The sequence below is a fragment of the Flectobacillus sp. BAB-3569 genome, from assembly GCF_002270355.1.
GTDB lineage: Bacteria > Bacteroidota > Bacteroidia > Cytophagales > Spirosomataceae > Flectobacillus > Flectobacillus roseus.
The window spans coordinates 26407-47939 of record NZ_NJFZ01000010.1; the positions used below are offsets into that span (position 1 = coordinate 26407).

Here is a 21533-nt window from a genome sequence, read left to right on the forward strand (position 1 = left end):
TTCGAATATTTAATTTATATCGAGTAAAAAAGGCTTCTATCTCAATTCCAAAATTTGTACTAGATTAGAAGCCATCGTAAAGTTCTTGTACCTACTCTATAATACTTAATAATCAACTTTTACCTTAAATTCCAAATAAGGCCTTATTTTGAAAAGAATAATTTTCTAATAAATTCATTTCTTTGCTCATTCCCGATAGCTTTTTGATTCTTTGTATATGCCTATCATGGTGCACATCAGTACCAATTAAGTCATAGAGATTGTTTTTTAATAAATGCAAAGCAATCTTTTTGATATCTGCTCCGTAATAGCCTTCAACAGCTAATATATTTAATTGTAAAAGACAACCTAGGTTTTTGAGTCGCTCAAAAATTTCAGGATTTTGATGCCAGTAGCGATATCTCTCTGGGTGTGCAATTACAGGTGTATAACCTCTTTTGGTCATTTCAAAAATACGCTCTTCATAGTTAAGTAGAGGAGCAATCATGGGATATTCCGCAAGAAGATATTTGCTGCCAGCCAAGGAAATCAGATGGTCTTCTTCCAGTAACTGGGTGTAATTGTCATCTATGTAATACTCTGCCGAGGCATCTATTTGAATGCCGTTTATCTGAGATTGAACTTCGCTCAATTTGCCTCTAATGATACTCGGTGTGTTTGGATACACCTCCATTCGAATATGGGGTGTGGTTATTAGCTTCTGAAAACCTAGCTCCTGAAATTCTCCTATTAGCATAAGGCTTGTTTCCATATCAGGAGAACCATCATCAATGCCTGGTAAAAGGTGTGAGTGAATATCGGTCACAATCGTTTGATTGAAAAAATCAAAAATTCTTAGTTTATCAGTTTTATTTCGTTTGAAGAATGAAAACATAATTATTAGTCGATAAAACAGCAAAAGTTTAAGTATATGAAACTTAAGATGGAGAAAGTAACTTATAAAAAGTACAAATTTAAAATAACTCTCACAGAGTTTGTTATGAATGTGATTGTTTTTGGAAAATCTCTATCTTTTTGCTATTAGAATCGAACTAAACAAAGTTATTTTATGGGTATATGGAGAATTCCTCCACTAAAATACGAAAAAACTCTAAATATGGATTTATGTAAATGTTCGATATTTGTCATAAAAGAGGAATTTTACCTATTAGTGGAATAAATCATTTTGTTTATTGTAATAAATAAAGAATAAGTTTTCTTTTATTAATTACTCTTCATTTATGGCTTCAAATGGCTAGTTGAGAACTTCTAACTTTAATATTAAAATTCTACGATTAATAGATTTATTGCTCATTTATCACTACTGTCTACCGAATAATAAATTATATTCTTCGGTGACATACAAAATATTGCAACTATCAAATAAGTACATAAAAGTATGTTACTAGAATAAGATTATTTAATTAAACTTTTGTAATATTGTATGAAATAAAAAGACAAAGTATCCAGTACTATTATTTCATAAGATTCGTTATACCATTGTAATTTACATACTAAATAATCACTAAATAATAATGACTACCGTAATTGTTGTACTTTCAGCCGTAATTGCTTCTTCGTGCATCGAAGCAATCATTGAGACTAGCGACTTCTTTTCAAGCCGTCGTTCTAGATAAAAAAGAAATCAGAAAGCCAATCGGGAGTGATGGTGAGTTATGAGATGAGATTTTGACGTAAAACAATTATTACGAAATGCCTAAAGGTTGTCATTAATTACTCATTTAGTTTTCGTAAAATTAGCTAAAAGTAATAATAAAACGCCGCCTTCGTCAGTATTTCATGTAGCACGCAAACGAGCTAATAAACATCAAGTCATTCTTCATGTTTAATAGCTCGTTTTTCTTTTGTAAAAGCTCAATATTCAAGTATCATAACCGTAGGGTCTGAAATTTCTAACTTCTTGCAAAATCGTCGAGTAATGTCTCATTATTGACTAATCGACGAATATTCTTATAATTCTTTTCTCAGATGTGTATCTTTAACACTCGTTGAAACGATGTGAGATAACCACTGATTCCCATGGATTTATTTGCTAAAAAATTAAATATATTGATAGTTGAGGATGATGATGAAGAATACAACCTTTTGCTGGATTGTATTCAAAATGCTTGTATCCTTACCGAGCATATTCTACATGCTAAAAATATCGCCCAAACAAAGGAATATTTGCTTGGCGAAATTAGGTTTGATCTAGTTTTTATGGATTTAAACATACAAAATCATCAACAAGCAGATTTTTTGTTTCAAATAATGGACTGGGCAGATCATAAATTGCCTATTGTAGCACTTTGTGAGGTGGCGTCTCCTGAAACTACTCTGTTGGCGCTCATCAATGGCGCCAAACACTATCTTATTAAAGGGGATTATGATGAACTGGCGGTTGAGAAGGTAATAAAAGACTGTTTTTCAATCGTAGACTCTTCAGGGGGATATTTTGAGAATCGAGAGTTTTTAGGCGATGGTATTGCACTTGGTGCAGTTTGGGATATTGATTTGATTCAACATCAAGTGAAGCGCTCTGGTAAACAGTTTTATGAATCGCTAGGGTACAGGGACGATGAATATAATCAGGAGTTTGATTTTTGGGAAGCAAGATTATATCCAGATGACTATCAAAGAGTTATAAATACGATTCAAAAATCTCTGGCCGATAATACCAAACGTTATTGGGAGGTTGAATATCGATTTCAAAAAGCCGATGGCTCATTTATATGGGTAAATGAGCGTGGATATATATTAAATGATGCCTTAGGAAGGCCTTTACGCATCATTGGTGCGATTATTGATATAAATGACAGGAAGGAAAAGGAGGGGCAAATCCAATTCCTTGATCATCAACTAGGTGCGTATTTTTTCCATAATCCCTATCCTATGTGGATTTATGACAATGATAGTTATGCATTTTTGGAGGTGAATACTGCCGCTATACAGAAGTATGGCTATACGCGTGATGAGTTTCTCCAAATGACCCTCAGGGATATTCGACCAGCACAAGATTTGGTGCAACTCAGAAATCTTCCCAAAGATATTGTGTCATCAAATCCTGTTAGACACTGGCAGGTGAGACATCAAAAAAAGAATGGCGAAATTATAGATGTTGAAGTTACTGCAACGGATATTCAATTGGATAATGTGATGGCAACCAAAGTGATGGTCATTGATATTACAGAGCAATTAAGAGCTCGCAATGAACGCACTTTTGTGTTAGAAGTAGTAGAAAAACTTCGTCAAGAAGCTCATTTGTTAGATGGGCTCAATGCCATTCTCAAATACGTCAGAGAGTATATTCAGTGGCAATATGGTGAAATTTGGCTCACTGATTCTTCGTGTGATAATATCAAAATGATAACTCACGATTTTGATACCAATTCCCCTGTTGATTTTCAGGCTTTTGCTACTCCTGTTTCATTTACTTCTATTCCTATCGAACAAACGGTGTTTAGACGAAAATCTAAACATCAAAAAACGTATTGGATTGAAGACTTGGCTACAGAGGAGCTTTTCATGCGTAGGCAATTAGCTCAGGAACTTGGATTACGTTCAGCATTTTCGGTGCCTATTAGTTATAAAGATAATTATGTGGCATGGGTGGTTTTCTTTACTGATAAATTTAGTCGTAAAGATGCTGCCTTAATAAATTTAGTCGAAAGTATATGCCGTCAGTTGGGTTATGAAATCCGAAGACGCAACTCGGAAGAGCAACTTCAATATATCTTCAAGTTTAGTAGAGATTTGATGGGAATGGCCAACAAGCGTGGGTTTATGACGCAGGTCAACAATGGTTTTAAAAAGGTATTAGGTTATGATGAGCATACCCTGACAACCAAGCCTATTCAGCGTTTTATTTATCAAGAGGATTGGCCGATTTTACATACTGCTTTAGAGGAGTTACGTAATGGCAGTGTTAGTGCGCCATTTGAGTTACGCTGTTTGGCCGCAGATAATAGTATTAAGTGGATTAATTGTACTGTAACTCAGATTCCGACTGAAGATTTAGTTTTTATTTCAGGTAGAGACATCACACGTAGGAAAAAAAGCGAGGATGAACGTGAAATGCTGATTAAAGAGTTGAGGGAAAGTAACAAGGACTTAAAACAGTTTTCCTATATTACATCGCACAACTTACGGGCACCGTTGTCCAACCTTTTGGCGATTTTAGATTTAATAAATCCTAATAATATAAAGGATGAAATGACTTTGTTTTTATTAGAAAAATTTAAAGAGTCTACTCATGCCTTAAATCATACGGTAAATGATTTACTGGACATATTAGTTATCAAAAATAATGTTAATATTGAGCAAGAATTGCTAGACTTAGAAAATGAGCTACATAAATCTTTTGAAAGATTGGCTTATTTACGTCAAGACAAGGAAGTGACTATCTCGATGGATTTTTCGGGGGGAAAGGAAATCAATTTTAATACCACCTATCTCGAATCCATTTATCAAAATTTGATTACCAACGCGTTCAAATACCAGTCGCCTGAACGTAATCTTGAGCTGAAAATCTTTACAAAAGAAACCAAAGGTTTTTTACAACTCTATTTTTCTGACAATGGATTAGGTATCAATTTGCAGCGCCACGGGGACAAAATATTTGGTTTGTATCAACGCTTTCATCATCATCCTGATAGTAAAGGCTTAGGTCTTTATATCATTAACTCACAAGTAAGAGCACTGGGTGGTATGATAGACGTACAAAGCGAAGAGGGAGTTGGAACTACGTTTATTGTTTCATTCAAGAAAAATTAATTGATATTGAGATTATTCAAATCAATCTCATCCTGATAATAGATTGATTTAATAAAGTAATGGAAATCGCTGTGTTATAGAGGCGATTTTGAGATAAATAAAAATCTGGTTTATACACTAAAATCCTTCGCTCGTACGATTTTGTGTGAAAGTCTAAAATAGTATTAGTTAATTAGTAATTCAGAATATGAGTTAGGCATTATGGATGTAGATGAAACAGCCGCTTTTAAAATAGGAAAGTATGAATAAAATACCTTATTGTTGGTGCTGACTATTGCTGTGAAACCTTTCTTTTTATCCTAATTTGAGTATTTGAGGTTCGTAAATTTATAATTTAAAATGATGATTGAAAGTGTACTCGTTGTAGATGACGATTTGATAGCACTCTCACTTTGTGAGTTTGCCATCAAGAATAGTGGCTTTTCGAAGAAGGTTCAGACGGTAAAGAATGGTAGAGAAGCCCTAGACATATTTTTTGCCCTAGAAGATGGTACATCTCCAGATGGAATCGTTCCTACACTGATTTTTTTGGATTTGAATATGCCAGTAATGGACGGATGGGACTTTTTGAAAGCATACCTTCAGAAATTTGCTGCTCAGTATCCAGAAACAAAAGTGTGTATTCTTTCTTCGACTATCGACCCAGAAGACTTTGTAAAGGCTGGGAAATATAAGATTGTACTTGAGTTTATAAGCAAGCCTCTTACTATGGAGATTTTGAATGAACTCAAAAAAGCAGCCAATTGAAGAAATACTTTAATTAAGTTTGCCCGCAATAGGCATTGGGCTTTATGCTATACTCAAAAAGAATCAAAGTTTCTTGCGAAATTATTAATGCATTTATGCCTAGTGCCTATGGCTTTTATCAAAAGCGTACTAATACAATTTTATTTTACATTGTCTTTAATGGAGTACTACATCAGATGTTAGATTTATGACTTGAAATTTTCTTTTTCTTGGAAATCTTGAATCATAAATTCGCCTTCTGAAGTATTTTACTCAATAGGAATACACAAAGTCGCTATTACCATACCTTCTTGTTCGCTGAAAAGCAATTGAGCTTTTCCCTGATACATGTGATTGAGTCTTCTTTCGAGGTTTTTAAGGCTTGTTCCATAAAAATTATCCTTCTTTTCTAGAACTCCTGTATTTCTGACTATAATATACAAGTGGGTTTCTTCGCTACGAGTGTGAATAAAAAGCTCACCACCCTTTCTCAACTTACTTACGCCATGCTTAATGGCATTCTCCACTAGTAAGTATAACGACATGGAAGGAATACGAAAATTTAAGGATTGATTTTCAAGCTTGAAATGATAGGTAAGTCTTTTATCAAATCTAATTTTTTCTAAATCAAGATATTGTTGCATCATCAATAGCTCATCCATGAGTTGAATCATTGGCGTTTCGCTAATAGTCAAGGATTTTCGTAGAATATCCGATAATTGAATGATGGATTTCTGAGCTAAAGGAGGATCAATTCTTACTAAAGCTTTGATAGAATTTAGCGAATTGAATAAAAAATGAGGATTTAGTTGGCTTTTCAAACTATCAAGCTCTGTGCTACGAATCAAATTTTGAACTGTTGCTTCAGTACGTAGGTCAACATAAAATTGTTTGACTGTGCGAATTGAAAAGTATAAAGAGAGCCATATTCCAGTACCCAATAGACCTATCACAGAGGATTGAGTCCAGGTGATGCTATTGAAAGTTGGTGCAACGAGAGCTAAACACTCTTTATAGGCAAGGGAAAACAGTAACGAAGAGACAATCAGAAAGCCAAAGCCGTATTTGATGTTGCGATTGAGTAGGTGCAAGCTAAATTGAAATTTGGCAAGAATACCATGTAAGGCATAGCCAATAGCATGGCCAATGATATTAAAAGGTATGAGTAGCACTATCCATTCCCAAACCGATGGTGACGATTGGAGGATAGCCAAGAGCATACATATACTAAAACCTAGCCACCCAAAAATTTGAGCGGACCAGTAAAGGCGGTTCATTTTCATCGAATCAATGAGTTGTAACTAAGAGCGTTTCTTAATGGGTTTGATAAAATGCGGTATCAGTTCACCAGAAACTGGTCTGTAGAATTGTTTCTACAACCTATAATAAATGGTATAAATCAACTCTATATCTGTAAAAAAAAGTTGATTTTGTTGATTAGAGATAAAAAAAAACGAGTGAAATGTTTGAATTACATTGCACTCGGTTACAAAAATAGAATAACTATTGAAATATCCGAATTCTTCAGGAAGGAAATAAAATCAAAAAAAACCTTTAAAATAATTCTGATTATAAGAATTTCAATACCTTGAGCTAGTTAACAATCTGTTTTCTAGTGAAGTATTGTCACAATTTAAGGGTTTTGTTTTGTAACATTTAAGAAAAGTGAGGTACTAATGCTGAGTGTTGTTTGATCTCCTTAATTACCTTCAAGGTAAGAGGCTTGCTGATAAACTCGATAATGATGTCGTAATTACTCGCTCTCTGAATATCTCTAGGGTCGATACTCGATGATAGAACGATGATGCGAGTATCTGGAAAAAGTTTATTGAATCCTTTACGGATAAACTCATCAAGAAAATCCCAACCGTTCATAACTGGCATATTCAAATCTAAGAAAATGACTGCAGGTACATCTGTGTTCGAATTGTTAGAGTCGTCTACAATATCGTTGAAATAATCAATTGCCTCCTGCCCATTTTGTGCTTTATCTACCTCTTCGGCAAAGGTAAAGCGTTTTATGACCATATCACAAAGTGATAAAGTGACAGAGTCATCGTCTACAAGTAAAACTTTCTTCAACATGTTGGTAATCATAATTTGACAGTGGTATATGAGGCAGAAGCGCTCTTGTAACAAAATTAAAAGGTGTTAGCAATCACATTGTGCCTAATATACGAAGATTTTTGTTGGGCGGATTTTCGTAAGAAACTTAATATCAATGATTTTATGGGTATGGTTTAAAACCACATAAAGATATTAATTATTTACAATAAACCAGAAAAATTTTAGTGGTTATATTTAGATTGTTTTGCTAACTGAGTAAATGGTAATACTAAAACCTTGCCAAAGTGTTAATGCAATATAATTTTTCGTGAATTGGGCAATAATGAGGGTTGGCTGACAAGAAATACTCAATTTCATGCCCAAAATTGCGGTTGAGATTTTTGTAAACCCTTATCAGCCATTTGTCCCAATTTTTATTTAAGTTCAGTCAACGGAAATGTCTGTTCAATTTTAAATCCTTTTTCGGTCGAAATTACCGTTGCGCAGTCATGATTGGGATCATGGTCAAAAAAGAGTACCCAGTTTTCTTCAACGGCCTTAGAAAGAATATTAGCTTTTTCTTCCATCGTTTGAAGTGGTCGTACATCGTAACCCATCACATAAGGCACAGGAATATGCCCTGCCGAAGGAATAGTATCTGCTACAAATAATAATGTTTTTCCTTGATATTGTATTTTGGGCATTATCATTTTCTCTGTATGACCATCTGCCAATAAAAACTCAATATTCTCAAAGGAGGCTTGGTCTTTATCAATGCAATATAGTTGCCCTGCCTCGTGTAGCGGTAAAATGTTTTCTTTAAAAAATGTTGCCTTTTCACGCATATTGGGATTCAATGCCCAGTCTAAGTGCTTAGAATGTGTCCAATATTTAGCATTTGAAAATGTACTTTCGAAATGAGTGCGACTATTATTCCATTGGACTGCGCCACCACAGTGGTCAAAATGTAAATGACTGAGTATTACATCTGTTATGTCATTTTCCGAAAAACCAGCCTTACGAATTGAACTGATTAAGTCAGCATCACCATGTCTATAATAATACGATTGCCACTTGGCATCTTGTTTGTCGCCCATGCCTGTGTCCACCAAGATAAGTTGATTGCCTTGTTCGATTAGCAGGCAGCGCATTTTCCATGTGCAAAGATTGTTTTCGTCGGCAGGAGACCATTTATTCCAGAAAGTTTTTGGAACTACTCCAAACATCGCTCCTCCATCTAATTTGAAGTTGCCAGCATCAATGCTATAAAGATTCATAGTTGTTCTTGTGTTTTGTCTTGTTAAACATTTGCAAGATAAGGGAAGTTGAGTAAATTATGTATGTGATTGGGAAAAAGGGAACAGGGTATAGGGGTGAGGGGATAGTGAAAAAGGAGATAGGTATAGGGAAGAAGGGGGACGTGGAAATGAAATTTACAAATACACAAATAACAGATAACAAATACACAACTAACGGAGATACAGATAACGTCTATATGAAAAAAATTGGATTAGTATTATCAGGAGGAGGAGCTAGGGGAGTTGCACATTTGGGTGTACTCAAAGCGCTGGTTGAGCAAAAAGTATCTATTGATTATGTTTCTGGGTGTAGTGCAGGCTCTATTGCTGGAGTCATGTTTGCTGCAGGGTATTCACCTGATCATATATTTGAAATAGTGGTTTCTACTAATACCCTCAAAGCCTTTCGACCAGCATTTAGTCGTTTGGGTCTATTACGTATGCAAAAAGCGGAGGAAATTTATTTAAAATACTTGCCACATAATTCCTTCGAAAATCTCAAACTTCCTTTGTTTGTAAACGCCACCGATATTACGCAAGGCGAAAGTGTCTTTTATTCTTCAGGTGAACTCATCAAGCCTGTTTTGGCATCTTGCAGTATTCCTGGTTTATTTGAGCCTGTATCTTTTGAGGGACGTGTTCTTGTGGATGGGGGGGTATTGAATAATATGCCAATTGAGCCGCTTCAGCCGCTTTGCGATTTTATTATTGGAAGTCACTGTAATCCTTTTGGTAAGAACCCTAATCTCAAATCAATACCGAGTGTATTACAAAAGAGTCTTTATCTGGCTATTAATAATAACTCTAAGCCTCGCCTCGCACAGTGCAATTTATTGATAGAGCCGCCAGCTTTGGTAAATTTTGAACCACAAGATGTGAGAAAAGCAAAGGATATTTTTAAAGTAGGTTATGATTTTTCCAAAAATATAGATTTTAATTCTCTGATTCAATAATTGTAGCTTCTTGGAAAAGTTCAATTCTTTAATAGAATTGGTATGCCGTAAGATTTGTGGAGAGGACCTTTTTTCGTATTTATGAAAAATGACGCTTTCTTCTCATTTGTAATGCGATAAAATAAAGGTTTGTGTAGATAAAAATACCTAATTTGTAGATAATATATTGCCGATTTTGATAATTACAAATTATGAGTATCCTTGTTTATACCTAATAAAATACTGTGAAATGTTATATTTTCAATAAAAATGACTTTTTTTTCATTAATAATTAATAAAAAATTTTGTTAGATAAGTTGGGGTGTTATAGAAAAATTACTAATTTGAGACCGCAATACAAATTTTTAACCTTTACTAAATACTACAATTTATGAAGAAAAGTCTCCTTTTGACTTTTCTCGCTACCTTATTGTCCTGTGCATTTTTACAAGCACAAGAACGTAAGGTGGTGGGGAAAGTGACGTCTTCCGAAGATGGAGCTACCTTGCCAGGTGTATCTATTACACTCCTAGGTACTACCAAAGGTACCCAAACCGATGCTTCGGGTAATTTTTCTCTCCCAGTCAATGGTACAAATGCCGTTCTAAGATTTTCTTTCGTTGGTTTTGAATCCAAAGATGTTCCTGTTGGTGCTCAAACTACCATAAATGTACAGCTTAGTAGTGATACTAAACAGCTATCAGAGGTTGTAGTTACAGCGCAAGGTATTGTTCGTGAAAAGCGAGCTTTGGGTTATTCGATTACAACATTGGATAAGAAAGTGATGGAAGACCGTCCTCAAGCGGATGTTGGTAGGGTATTACAAGGCAAAATTCCTGGTGTGAATATTACTTCTACTTCAGGGGTATCAGGTACTGGTACCAACATCACTATTCGAGGGTATTCTTCTATTACAGGTTCTGTACAACCTTTATTTGTGGTGGATGGGGTTCCGTTTAACTCCAATACTAACTCTCGTGGAGGATTTACAGGTGGTGGACAATCATCTTCAAGTCGTTTTTTGGATATAGATCCTAACAATGTTGAAAATGTAACGGTTTTGAAGGGTTTGGCGGCAACGGTTACTTATGGTGACCAAGGACGTAACGGGGTAATCTTAATTACTACCAAAAACGGTACCAAAAAACCGCGTCAAACTGAATTTTCAGTAACCCAGTCAGTATTTACAAACACGGCACATTTGCCTCGTTATCAGAATACTTATGTGGGTGGTTTTCAACAAAACTTAGGTTATTTCTTTAGTAACTGGGGACCATCTTTGGCGGAGGCTAACTTGTATCCTTCTCAAAATACCAATGCAGCTTTGACAACCCACCCTTATGCCTTCTTAACGAATGCTACCACGCGTGCGGCTATGGCTGATTATGTAGCCTCGGTGAGTCCTTATAAAATGGAGATTTATCCGAATAACGTAAAAGACTTTTTCAGAACTGGTCTTATTTCCAACACCTCATTGAACATTTCGGGTGGTGGTGAAAAGGTAAGCTACAACGTTTCTGCGGGTTACAATGCTGAACAAGGATTTATTCCAGAAAACGGTCTGAAAAGATTGAATATCGGTTTGGGTTTGAATGCTCAGTTGACCAAAAAGTTATCAGCGACTACCTCATTTAATTTTGCTAATACCGACCAGTATGCACCACCATTGAGTGCTGGTCAGGGTAACAATGCCAATGATTTCCCTTCTGTGTTGGCAAACGTATTATTTACGCCGCGTCAGGTGGATTTGATGGGCTGGCCTTATGAAAGTCCAGTGGATGGTAGTTCAGTATATTTTAGAAGTGGCAATGACATTCCGAACCCACGTTGGATTTTGGCGAATTATAAAACCACAGGTGTTGTAAATCGCTTTTTCGCAGCCACTACATTCAACTATGATTTAGGAAAAGATTTGATGTTATTGTACAAAATTGGTTTGGATACTTACGACGAACAACAAGAATATATGTTGAATAAAGGCGGGGTAGCCTTGGTAAACGGCTTGTACAATACACTTAATTTTAAAAATACTATCTGGGATAACTCATTGATTTTGTCATATAACAAAACTTTGTCAGACAAACTGACTATGTCTGGTAAAATAGGAGGTAATATGCGTAACGATAGATTTTCGTCATACAACATTACCAGTCAAAATCAGTTAGCACGTAATTTATTCCGTCACTCAAACTTTATTGATAACGTAGCAAGCAACTTTACTAGCGAACAAACTCGTTTGGGGGTATTTGGTGAAATTACAGCAGATTATAACAACTATTTGTTCTTGAACTTGGCGGGTCGTAACGATTGGACATCTACTGTAGAAAAAGAAAATAGACAGATTTTCTATCCATCAGCTAGTTTGTCTTTTGTTCCAACAACCGCTTTTGAAGGTTTGGCAAACAATACTATCAATTTCTTGAAAGTTCGTGCTGGTATTGGTACTTCCGCGGGTTTCCCGAATCCTTATCAGACACGTAATATCTTGAATCAGAATGCAAGAGGATGGTTTACAACAGGGCCAATTCAGACACACTCTGTAGACAATACTTTGGGTAATCCTAACCTAAAACCAGAGCTTCACACTGAAACAGAATTTGGTTTGGAAGGGAAATTATTCAACAACAAATTAAGTTTTGACCTAACACTTTACCGTCGTGATACTCGTAACTTGATTACTTCAGCACCTTTGGATGCTGCAACAGGTTATACAAGTACGACTATCAACGTAGGTAAAATTCGTAACCAAGGTATCGAATTAAGTCTATCAGGTACGCCATACACTAGAGGAGATTTTGGCTGGGAGACTACTTTCAACTTCTCAAGAAATACGCCAGAAGTGTTGGATTTAGGTGGAACTATCCAAGAAGTACAGATTTCGGGTTTTGGTTCGGCATTAGGTAACTATGCCATCGTAGGAAAACCTTTCAACATTATCAAGGGTACTGGTTTCCGTAGAGATGACCAAGGTCGTTTGTTGATTGATGCCTCTGGTAACCTTCAGGCCACTACATCTCCTGTAATCTTGGGCGATCCTAACCCTGCGTTTGTCACAAGTTTAATCAATACATTCAATTACAAGAAGTTTTCTTTGAATGTAATGGTGTCTTATCGTCATGGTGGTGCAATTTATTCTTCTACAGCTGGAGCTTTGTTGGGTAGAGGTTTGACGATTGAATCAGGTCCGGAAACAGGATATGACCGTGCTCAAACATTTATTTTCCCTGGGGTAAAAGCTGATGGTTCTCCAAATACCACCCAAATTACTGCCTCAGACGTTTACTTCAACAACGTATTCTTCTTCGGCGACGAAGGCCGTATGTACGATGGTTCTACGGTTCGTTTACAAGAAGTATCTGTTTCTTATAGTTTACCAAAAACTTTCTTGAAACGTTTTGGTATCAAAGGAGCAAGTCTATCATTATCTGGAAACAACCTCTGGTATAAAGCTTTGAATATTCCAAAAGGACTGAATCTTGATACAGATAACCTAGGTCTAGGAGTTGGTAATGGTCTTGGTTTTGATTTCTTGACAGGACCGAGTGCTCGTAGAATTGGTGGAACTCTCAAACTATCGTTCTAATATTCTTACACAAAACGTGTAGAATTTACTTTAAATCTGATGAGATGATGATAAAGAAAATACATTTTTTATGGCTCGCGTTGATGTCGATAGTCATAAGCTCGTGTAAGCTAGACTTATTGGACAACCCTAACGCCGTGACTACCAATAATACCGATATTAACTATTTGGCTAGTCAAATTCAAGTGAGTTATGCCACACATTTCAACCAAGTGGGTGACCCAGGTATGCGATTGACTCGTATGCTTAATGCTGGTGCTGCAATTTATGATAATGCCGTTACGCCAGGTGGATTAGATGGTACTTGGACTACCGCTTACGCAGGTATTTTGAATGATGTAAAAACCTTGATTCCTTTAGCAGAACAAGGAGAGTTTTTCATTCATGCTGGCGTTGCTCGTGTAGTACGTGCCTCGGTGTTGATGAACTTTGTGGATATTTTTGGCGACGTACCTTATACAGAAGCCTTGGATCCATCCAATTTTAACCCAAAAGTTGATGGTGGTGCTACTATTTATACAGTTGCATTGGCGGATTTAGATAAAGCTATCGAAAATTTCAACGCCAAATCAAAATCAGGTCTTACTGTTGATTTGTATTATGGTGGAACCATCGACAACTGGATTCGTGCAGCAAATACTTTGAAGTTGAAAATCTACTTAAACAGAAAGTTGATTGATGCCGCAGGTTCAAGAACGGGAATTAATACCCTGATTGCTGGGAATAAATTGATTTCTACTACGACTCAAAACTTTACCTTTAAGTACGGAAGCAACCAAGTAAACCCTGATAACCGCCATCCAAGATATGCAGGACAATATTCTCCTACAGGTGGTGGTGACTATCAGTCAAATGCTTATATGGGTTTGATGTATGATAAAAAAGACCCTCGTATCAGAGCTTATTTCTACCGTCAGGTAACTGTAAACTCGAAGGATGTAAACGAAATACGTTGTATTACCAACCAAAAACCTAATCATTATGCAGCAACGGATTATTACTGTTTGCCAACAAACGTAGGTTATTGGGGACGCGACCATTTGAGCAACGAAGGTATTCCACCAGATGGTTTGAAAAGAACAGCTTGGGGATTATATCCTGCGGGTGGGTTGTATGACAATGATGCTGGTAGACCAGTAGCCTTGGTAGCAGGAGCGGCTGGTGCAGGAATTCAGCCTATGTTAATGTCTTCTTTTACAGATTTTATGTTAGCAGAAGCTGCCTTGACCTTGGGTACGAATGGCGAACCAAGAACTTTGTTAGAATCGGCTATTCGTAAATCAATGGCAGATGTACGCGCATTTATGTTGGCTTCAGCCGAATCAAGTAAAATTACTGCTTTCGAAACTAGCAATAATATTGTTTGGGCTGATCAGGTGAATAGCTATGTGCAAGCAGTTTTAACTGCCTACGACGCAGCCGCTTCAACTTCGGCTAAACTCAATGTGATTGCAACTGAATATTGGTTTGCATTGTATGGAAACGGTATAGAGGCCTACAATCTCTATCGTCGTACAGGTATGCCGCTTAATTTGCAGCCTGCATTGGATCCAAACCCTGGTTCATTTATTCGTTCGTTCTACTATCCAACAGCTTTTGTAAGTAGAAACGTAAATGCGAAACAGAAAGCCAATATGACAACGCCTGTATTCTGGGATAACAATCCTGCAAGTTTATTCAAATAGGCGGCTTCTTTTCAAAGTTAAACAATTGATACAATGAAACATCTTAAGATATATTCAATAATGCTGGTTTGGGGGCTCTTGGTAGGAGCTTGTAAAACCGAAATGGTTGAGCCTATCGATTTGAATGCCTTAGAAACGGGTGGTTATATCAGAACGGTATCTCCCTATCCTGTTAGCGCAAGTTCTTTTACATTCAAGACTTCTGCGCTCTCAACCAGTAAAATGGAGTTTTTGGCAGAGGCGATTACACCCAACTTTGGCGCTCTTTTTTCATCTTACGATTTGGTAATTAAGTTTGTAGATGCCACTCCTGCCAATGGTACCAAAACAACCTCTCAGGTTGCTTTGAAGAGTATTCCAGCTTCTAGTTTTACAAAAGACCCGACTTCTGGATACCCTCGTGCAACTATCTCAGTTTCAGCTTCGGAGGCTTTAACTGCCACAAAACTGACTGCTAGTGATATTTCTGTCGGAGATAGCTTTGAAATTACGGGAACTATGAAGCTAACCAACGGTAAAACCTTTACCAATACCAATACCGGACCAAATATTACAGGTGGGGCTTTTTATAGCTCTCCATTTTTCTACAAAGTAAACGTAATTCAATAACTGACAATTGAATGGTTTCCTAAAACCGAGCTCTATTTGAGCTCGGTTTTTTGTTTTAAAGACTATCGAAACGAGCGTTTGAAATGAATATTTCTACATTAGAAATGTTCAATTTTTGGAAATGTATATTTAATTGAGCACGATATAGATACAAAAAATTACTATACAGGTCTACACATTAGAAAAAAATTAAGATTTGATTAGAATTTTTTTTAAACGGTTATTAGACTACTTAAATGGTATGTTTTATAGTAGTTTATACTCATAAAATAGCTTAATTTTAAATGTTTTATGGAAAAAAATAGGTAGTAACGCATTAAAATACACAGAAATAAAATTGGCTAATTAGTAGATTTTAAGGGAAAAATGAAGGTGATTTTGAGAAAATGCAAAATGTCATTTTGAAATCCTATTGTGAGTTTCTTGATAATTTTATAATTTGGCACAAATAACCTTAACAAATAATATCAACCTTAACTAAATTAGTTCATGAGAAAAAGTCTATTAATGACTTTCTTGTTGACTATGCTTTCTTGTGTATTTATTTTGGCACAGGACCGCAAAGTCACAGGAAAGGTGACATCTGCTGAAGACGGATCTAGTCTTCCTGGAGTAACTGTTCAACTCAAAGGAACAGCTAAAGGTACTCAAACTGACGCTAACGGAGTTTATTCAATTCTAGCTCCTGCCAATGGCACACTTTCGTTCTCTTTTGTGGGTATGTCAAGTCAAGATGTAGCGATTAGTAATCGTTCGATTATTGATGTGAAATTGACAGTTAACGCAAAACAACTTTCTGAGGTTGTTGTTACAGGTACTGGTGCTGCTGTAGACAAAAGAAAATAGGCTATTGATGTACAATCTGTAAGTGCAAAAAATTTACCATCAGTCCCATCAGCTTCTATTGACCAAGCTTTGGTTGGTAAAATTGCTGGTGCGCAAATTACTTCTGGTAATGGTATGCCTGGTCAGCCAGTAAACATTTTGTTGCGTGGTATCAACACAATCAACCGTGGTACTTCTCCAATGATTTTGTTGGATGGTATTCAGTTGGGAACTACTGATTTAAACTCAATCGACTTGAATACTATAGATCGCGTTGAGGTGGTTCAAGGTGCTGCTGCTGCTACCATCTATGGTGCACAAGGTGCTAATGGTGTTATTCAATTGTTTACGAAAAAGGGTAAAAATGGTCAATTGACTATTGATGTTTCTTCTAGCGTAATTCGTTCTGAATATTTGAACATTGGCGGTTTGAAAAAAGCAAACATGCACGGTTTTGTAACCAACGCTAATAATGAGGTAGTTGGTGGCTCAGGTAAGCCTTTAACTTTAGATCCTACGTATGGTTCTTATTCTGAAAACGTAATTTGGAACTCGACTGACCCAACCGTTCAAATCAATAAGCCTTACGACAAAAACTTGCAGTATTACGATCACTTCTCGATGTTCTTCCAGCCTTCTACTAACCACCAACATTCGGTGGCAATCGCAGGTGGTACAGCAAAAAGTGATTTCAGTATGTCATTGTCGCACGCTCAACAAGAAACTAACTTCAAAAACTTGGGCGGTATAGGAAGAACAAACTTTACCTCAAATATTGGTGCAGAATTGGCTAAAGGCTTGAAATTGCGTTCAATCACTCAGTTGATTTACACTAAAAATACCATCAATGATGCAACTGGTAGAAGTATCATTTACTCAGTATTCAACTCTCGTCCTTTTGCTAACTACGATTTCAAAGATACAGATGGGAACTATCCTGTGTACTTTGGTGATGCAGTAGGGGTAAACGGTGCAAACCCTAACTTTGTAAACCAGTATACTTCTTCTTTGATTAATAAGGTTGATGTAGTTCAAAACTTGTCTTTGAATTATCAGTTTCCAAAATTTGTAGAATTGGATGCTAAATATGGTATCAACTACCAACATCAAGAAAATATTTATACTTACTTGAACCAAACTGGTAACAAAAATGCTGTAGATCAACAGTACTTCTACAGCAACTATGGTACAGATGGCTCAGGTGAGTTAGATAACTATACTTACAATACCACTTTCCAAAACTTCTTGGCATCAGCTTATTTCAAAACTGATTTCCAAAAAGATTTCGGTTTGAGTTTACCAATCCGTACTTCAACGCAAGTATCATTCGACTGGAGAGATCGTTATTACAAAGAATACATTACTTACGGTTTAGGTTTGCCAACTTATACGCCATTCAACGCCTCTCAGACGCCTACAAACCGTATTGCTAGTGATTACAAAATCCCATTTGTTACGTATGGTTATTTAGTAAACCAACGTGTTGATTACGGTGAGGTAGCAGGTATCTCTGGTGGTTTCCGTACTGACTACTCTTCTGCGTTTGGTGCTGCTTCGACGCCATTTACTTTCCCACGTGGTGATGGTTATGTTCGTCTTTCAGCATTTGATTTCTGGAAAGATTCAAAAATTGCGAGTACTGTTGAAGAATTCAAACTTCGTGCAGCTTATGGTGAGGCGGGTATCCAACCAAATCAATTTGACCGTTATGTAACATTGAATACTAAAACCATTGGTACAAGTAACTCATTCTACTTCCCATTGTCACAGTCGAACCCAGGTTTGAACGTAGAGGTTTCAAAAGAACTTGAAATTGGTACAGATATTGGCTTATCATTAGCTAAAGGTACTCCTTGGTTCAATGACCTGTCTATCAACGCTAGTTACTGGAAAAGAAGTACAGACAATGCGATTTATAACATTGATGCTGCTCCATCAACAGGGGTTGGTACTTTGAAAGATAACGCATTCTCATTGGCTTCAAGAGGTTTTCAATTCTCATTGAACGCTTCAATATTCAAAAACAGCGATTTCTCTTGGAACTTTACTACTAACTTCGGTAAGCAAACTTCTGAAATTACAGCTGTACGTGGTGGAGCTGAGGTGGTTATTACTTCGGCTGCAGGGTCTACTGGTTATGTATTGAGAGCTGGTGAAAAAATCGGTCAGTTGTATGGATTCTATGCGATTCATAGCCTAGACGAAAAATTACCAGATGGAACTTTCGCCATTGCTGAAGCAAACCGTGGTAATTATGAAGTGGCAAGTAATGGTTGGGTTGTAAACAAAACCACAAAAGCTCCTTATTTCTCTACAAAACAATTTGCATTTGGCGACCCTAACCCTAAATTCAACATGTCATTCATCAATGACTTTAGCTGGAAAGGTATCGTTAATTTCAACTTCCAAGTTGACTGGGTATATGGTTCACACTTGTACAACCAAACGAAAGAATGGATGTATCGTGATGGTATTCACTCTGATTATCAAGTACCAATTACAATTAATGGACAAACTGGTGCATGGTCTGCATTCTATCGTGGTGTTTATGCTGAAGTTTCTCGTAACGGTACGAAAAACTATTTCTACGAAGATGCTTCATTTGCTCGTTTGCGTAACCTTTCTGTTGCTGTAGACTTAGTAAAAGCTTTCGGTATCAAAGGTTTCAGAAAACTACAATTGGTAATGACTGGTCGTAACTTGACTACTATCACTAAATACACAGGTATGGATCCAGAGATTTCTTCTGGTGCAAATGCTTCTGCTTGGGATAGAGGTACAGACCACAACACTATGCCAAACCTTCGTTCTTACCAAGTAGGTTTGAATATCGGTTTCTAGTCAGCCAAATTTTCTCCAATAGAAGACTTTATTGTCAGTCTTCATTTTCAGAAATAAGTATCAGTTTAAACGACACAAGGAATGAAAAAGATAAAAATTACTGCACTCTCAGTGCTACTCATGGGTAGCATGATGATGTCGTGCAAAGACCAACTCGATATTCAAAACCCTAACCAACCAACACCTGCCAGTGCTGCAACAGAGTCTGGGGTTGTGGGCTTGGCTCAAGGTGCCATTTATATTAATGGTTTTACTTCATCTGGTGACAAATACTATGATGGTGTTGTAGGGGCATTCTACAACGGAGTAATTGGTTTTCATGAAATGATGGGTGATGTTGTAGCTGCTGAGGCTGCTAACACGTATATGAACAACCTGTCAGCTCCTAACTCAGTTACTCTTGATGACGGAACTGTAGTACCAAACCCGAACTCTCCAAGTCAGCAAATTACTTTGCTACGTAACGTAAATGTAAATGCTCAACAAGGTGGTAACCCAGGTTTTCACGAATGGGCTTTAATGTATGGGTTGAATAATGCAGCAAACTCAGTTTTGGAGGTAGTTGAAAAAACAACTTTCTCAGGTGATGCTGCAACGAAAAAGAACACAATTAAAGCTTGGGCTTACCTTTGGAAAGGATACGCATATTCGCGTATTGGTTCAATCTATTATGCTGGTTTGATTAACAATGCATCAAGTTCAACTAATGGAAACTATTTAGCGAAGGAAAAAATTATTGACGAATCTAACGCTAACTATGACAAAGCGGCTGCTTTATCAGGAGCAATCACTAATACAGCTGATTATTCTACCATAATGGGTGCTTTGATTCCAAGTTATTTCCAAACAGGAAAAGGTGCTGTGCCTACAACTGCACAGTTTATCAAGAACTTGAACACCTTGAAAGCTCGCAATATTATCGTAAATACGCCTGTGGCTTCGATGACGGCTGCTCAATGGAATCAAATTCTAACATTGACAAACGCGGGTGTTGGTGCATCTGACCCTGTATTTGCTGGTAATACCAACACCGCTGGTGATATTTTCTCACCTTTGAATTACTCAGTTGCAGCACGTAGTGTAGGTGCTAATGCTTCAGGTGGTACTTACAAAATTTCTGAACGTTTGATTCAAGATTTCAATACTGGTGACAAGCGTTTGGCTAATAACTTTAACCAATTTGCTGTTTGGGTTGGTAACTCTGACCGTGGTAATGCTTTCAACACTCGTTGGGGTATCAAAGATGGTGGTAATGGTTTAGCAGGTGTAATGGTTTATACAAACCGTACAGCTGGTATGGCCGAATTGTATATGTTAGGTAGCTACGAAGAAAACGAATTGATGAAGGCTGAAGCTAAATTATACACTGGCGATATCGCTGGCGCTGCTACTAGCATCAATACTGTACGTACTTACCAAGGTGCTGGTTTGGCTGCTCTTGCTTCAACAGACTTAGCTACAGTTAAAGAAGAACTTCGTAAAGAAAGACGTGTGGCTTTAGCATTCCGTGGTTTATCATTCTATGACGCTCGTCGTTGGGGTGTATTGGATAGCGGTCGCAAAAATGCGGTAGTTATTTCTAAAGATGGTAAAACAATCAATACCAAAGCATCTATTACTTACGGATACTTAGATTATTGGGATGTACCAGATAATGAGTTGGCATACAACCCTGCTGCTGCTGGTAGTGCTCCAATCAAAAACCCTAAGCAATAAAGTTGAGTGCTGAGTTGTGAGTGTTGAGTTTTGAAAATTTAGACTCATCGAACCAACTTAATCATTTATTGCTTTCATACAAACGCCCCTTTGCCACGGTAGAGGGGCGTTTTTGTTTATTCTACCATGTTAGAATTTAAGTTAATTTTCGCTTTTTGTCATCTTAATCAAACTGAAACAACCACATTATAATGGACAAGGATTCCAATCATAGGTATTCATGCAAATTGAGATTATTTAGCTTTCGAAAGTCATTTATGTGTGTGGTAAAATGTTTAATTAGGAAATACATTTCACCACGTATCTAAAATTTTCAAACACAACCATCTCCAACGATTCAATCAAAACATGATAGCCTAAAGCCGAACGCTCAATGCCAATTCTCAAAACAATCTTTCCTACAAAAAGTCCTAATCTCCCAATTTTCTTCTGCAAAAAGTGCTATGTACCAATATTTTCTTTTACAGATGTCGATAAAAGCCCGCATTTTGTCGAATAACGTATTGGATAATAGTCCAGA

13 protein-coding genes are annotated in these 21533 nt (G+C 36.8%); 9 read left to right on the top strand and 4 right to left on the bottom strand.

Annotated features, from left to right (window positions below):
- Window positions 1–124: 124 nt before the first annotated feature.
- Window positions 125–805: a tyrosine-protein phosphatase gene (locus BWI92_RS11435; protein WP_141234761.1), complete on the bottom strand. Its 681-nt coding sequence runs from the start codon at window positions 803–805 to the stop codon at window positions 125–127.
- Between the two features lie 1214 nt (window positions 806–2019).
- Here BWI92_RS11435 and BWI92_RS11440 point away from each other — a divergent pair.
- Both BWI92_RS11440 and BWI92_RS11445 read left to right on the top strand, forming a co-directional pair.
- The gene (locus tag BWI92_RS11440) at window positions 2020–4752 is read left to right on the top strand and encodes a PAS domain S-box protein (protein WP_095163401.1); all 2733 of its coding nucleotides are present in this window, start codon (window positions 2020–2022) and stop codon (window positions 4750–4752) included.
- A 339-nt stretch (window positions 4753–5091) separates the two neighbouring features.
- Window positions 5092–5499: a response regulator gene (locus BWI92_RS11445; protein ID WP_217903406.1), complete on the top strand. Its 408-nt coding sequence runs from the start codon at window positions 5092–5094 to the stop codon at window positions 5497–5499.
- Window positions 5500–5747: 248 nt separating this feature from the next.
- On the opposite strand, the gene BWI92_RS11450 is transcribed toward BWI92_RS11445, so the two are convergent.
- The 3 genes from BWI92_RS11450 to BWI92_RS11465 form a co-directional block, all read right to left on the bottom strand.
- A complete protein-coding gene (locus tag BWI92_RS11450; RefSeq protein ID WP_095163403.1) occupies window positions 5748–6761 on the bottom strand; it encodes a sensor histidine kinase in 1014 nt (337 codons plus the stop codon).
- Between the two features lie 373 nt (window positions 6762–7134).
- Window positions 7135–7575 carry a response regulator gene (locus tag BWI92_RS11460; protein ID WP_095163405.1) on the bottom strand — a complete coding sequence of 147 codons (441 nt, stop codon included), beginning with the start codon at window positions 7573–7575 and terminating at the stop codon, window positions 7135–7137.
- A gap of 383 nt (window positions 7576–7958) precedes the next feature.
- Window positions 7959–8801 carry an MBL fold metallo-hydrolase gene (locus BWI92_RS11465; protein WP_095163406.1) on the bottom strand — a complete coding sequence of 281 codons (843 nt, stop codon included), beginning with the start codon at window positions 8799–8801 and terminating at the stop codon, window positions 7959–7961.
- Between the two features lie 59 nt (window positions 8802–8860).
- On the opposite strand from BWI92_RS11465, the gene BWI92_RS11470 reads away from it, so the two are divergent.
- The 7 genes from BWI92_RS11470 to BWI92_RS11495 all read left to right on the top strand — a co-directional run bounded on the left by BWI92_RS11470 (window position 8861) and on the right by BWI92_RS11495 (window position 21013).
- Window positions 8861–9775, top strand: a complete 915-nt coding sequence (locus tag BWI92_RS11470) for a patatin-like phospholipase family protein (protein WP_095163407.1) — start codon at window positions 8861–8863, stop codon at window positions 9773–9775.
- 370 nt (window positions 9776–10145) lie between these two features.
- Window positions 10146–13337, top strand: coding sequence for a SusC/RagA family TonB-linked outer membrane protein (locus tag BWI92_RS11475; RefSeq protein WP_095163408.1), 3192 nt, complete (start codon window positions 10146–10148; stop codon window positions 13335–13337).
- Window positions 13338–13420: 83 nt separating this feature from the next.
- The gene (locus BWI92_RS11480) at window positions 13421–15022 is read left to right on the top strand and encodes a SusD/RagB family nutrient-binding outer membrane lipoprotein (protein ID WP_229362982.1); all 1602 of its coding nucleotides are present in this window, start codon (window positions 13421–13423) and stop codon (window positions 15020–15022) included.
- 33 nt (window positions 15023–15055) lie between these two features.
- Window positions 15056–15631 (top strand): hypothetical protein, encoded by a 576-nt coding sequence (locus BWI92_RS11485; protein WP_095163410.1) that lies wholly within the window; start codon window positions 15056–15058, stop codon window positions 15629–15631.
- Window positions 15632–16120: 489 nt separating this feature from the next.
- Complete coding sequence (locus tag BWI92_RS28670) at window positions 16121–16477, top strand: carboxypeptidase-like regulatory domain-containing protein (protein WP_310588898.1); 357 nt, start codon at window positions 16121–16123, stop codon at window positions 16475–16477.
- 3 nt (window positions 16478–16480) lie between these two features.
- Window positions 16481–19297, top strand: a complete 2817-nt coding sequence (locus BWI92_RS11490; RefSeq protein ID WP_310588900.1) for a TonB-dependent receptor plug domain-containing protein — start codon at window positions 16481–16483, stop codon at window positions 19295–19297.
- Between the two features lie 81 nt (window positions 19298–19378).
- The gene (locus BWI92_RS11495; RefSeq protein WP_095163411.1) at window positions 19379–21013 is read left to right on the top strand and encodes a RagB/SusD family nutrient uptake outer membrane protein; all 1635 of its coding nucleotides are present in this window, start codon (window positions 19379–19381) and stop codon (window positions 21011–21013) included.
- Window positions 21014–21533 lie beyond the last annotated feature (520 nt).

Excerpts from the sequence above, each read along its gene's own strand:
- BWI92_RS11440 (WP_095163401.1), top strand. The coding sequence starts at position 2,020 with ATGGATTTATTTGCTAAAAAATTAAATATATTGATAGTTGAGGATGAT.
- BWI92_RS11445 (WP_217903406.1), top strand. The coding sequence starts at position 5,092 with ATGATGATTGAAAGTGTACTCGTTGTAGATGACGATTTGATAGCACTC.
- BWI92_RS11450 (WP_095163403.1), bottom strand. The coding sequence starts at position 6,761 with ATGAAAATGAACCGCCTTTACTGGTCCGCTCAAATTTTTGGGTGGCTA.
- BWI92_RS11460 (WP_095163405.1), bottom strand. The coding sequence starts at position 7,575 with ATGATTACCAACATGTTGAAGAAAGTTTTACTTGTAGACGATGACTCT.
- BWI92_RS11465 (WP_095163406.1), bottom strand. The coding sequence starts at position 8,801 with ATGAATCTTTATAGCATTGATGCTGGCAACTTCAAATTAGATGGAGGA.
- BWI92_RS11470 (WP_095163407.1), top strand. The coding sequence starts at position 8,861 with ATGTATGTGATTGGGAAAAAGGGAACAGGGTATAGGGGTGAGGGGATA.
- BWI92_RS11475 (WP_095163408.1), top strand. The coding sequence starts at position 10,146 with ATGAAGAAAAGTCTCCTTTTGACTTTTCTCGCTACCTTATTGTCCTGT.
- BWI92_RS11480 (WP_229362982.1), top strand. The coding sequence starts at position 13,421 with ATGTCGATAGTCATAAGCTCGTGTAAGCTAGACTTATTGGACAACCCT.
- BWI92_RS11485 (WP_095163410.1), top strand. The coding sequence starts at position 15,056 with ATGAAACATCTTAAGATATATTCAATAATGCTGGTTTGGGGGCTCTTG.
- BWI92_RS28670 (WP_310588898.1), top strand. The coding sequence starts at position 16,121 with ATGAGAAAAAGTCTATTAATGACTTTCTTGTTGACTATGCTTTCTTGT.
- BWI92_RS11495 (WP_095163411.1), top strand. The coding sequence starts at position 19,379 with ATGAAAAAGATAAAAATTACTGCACTCTCAGTGCTACTCATGGGTAGC.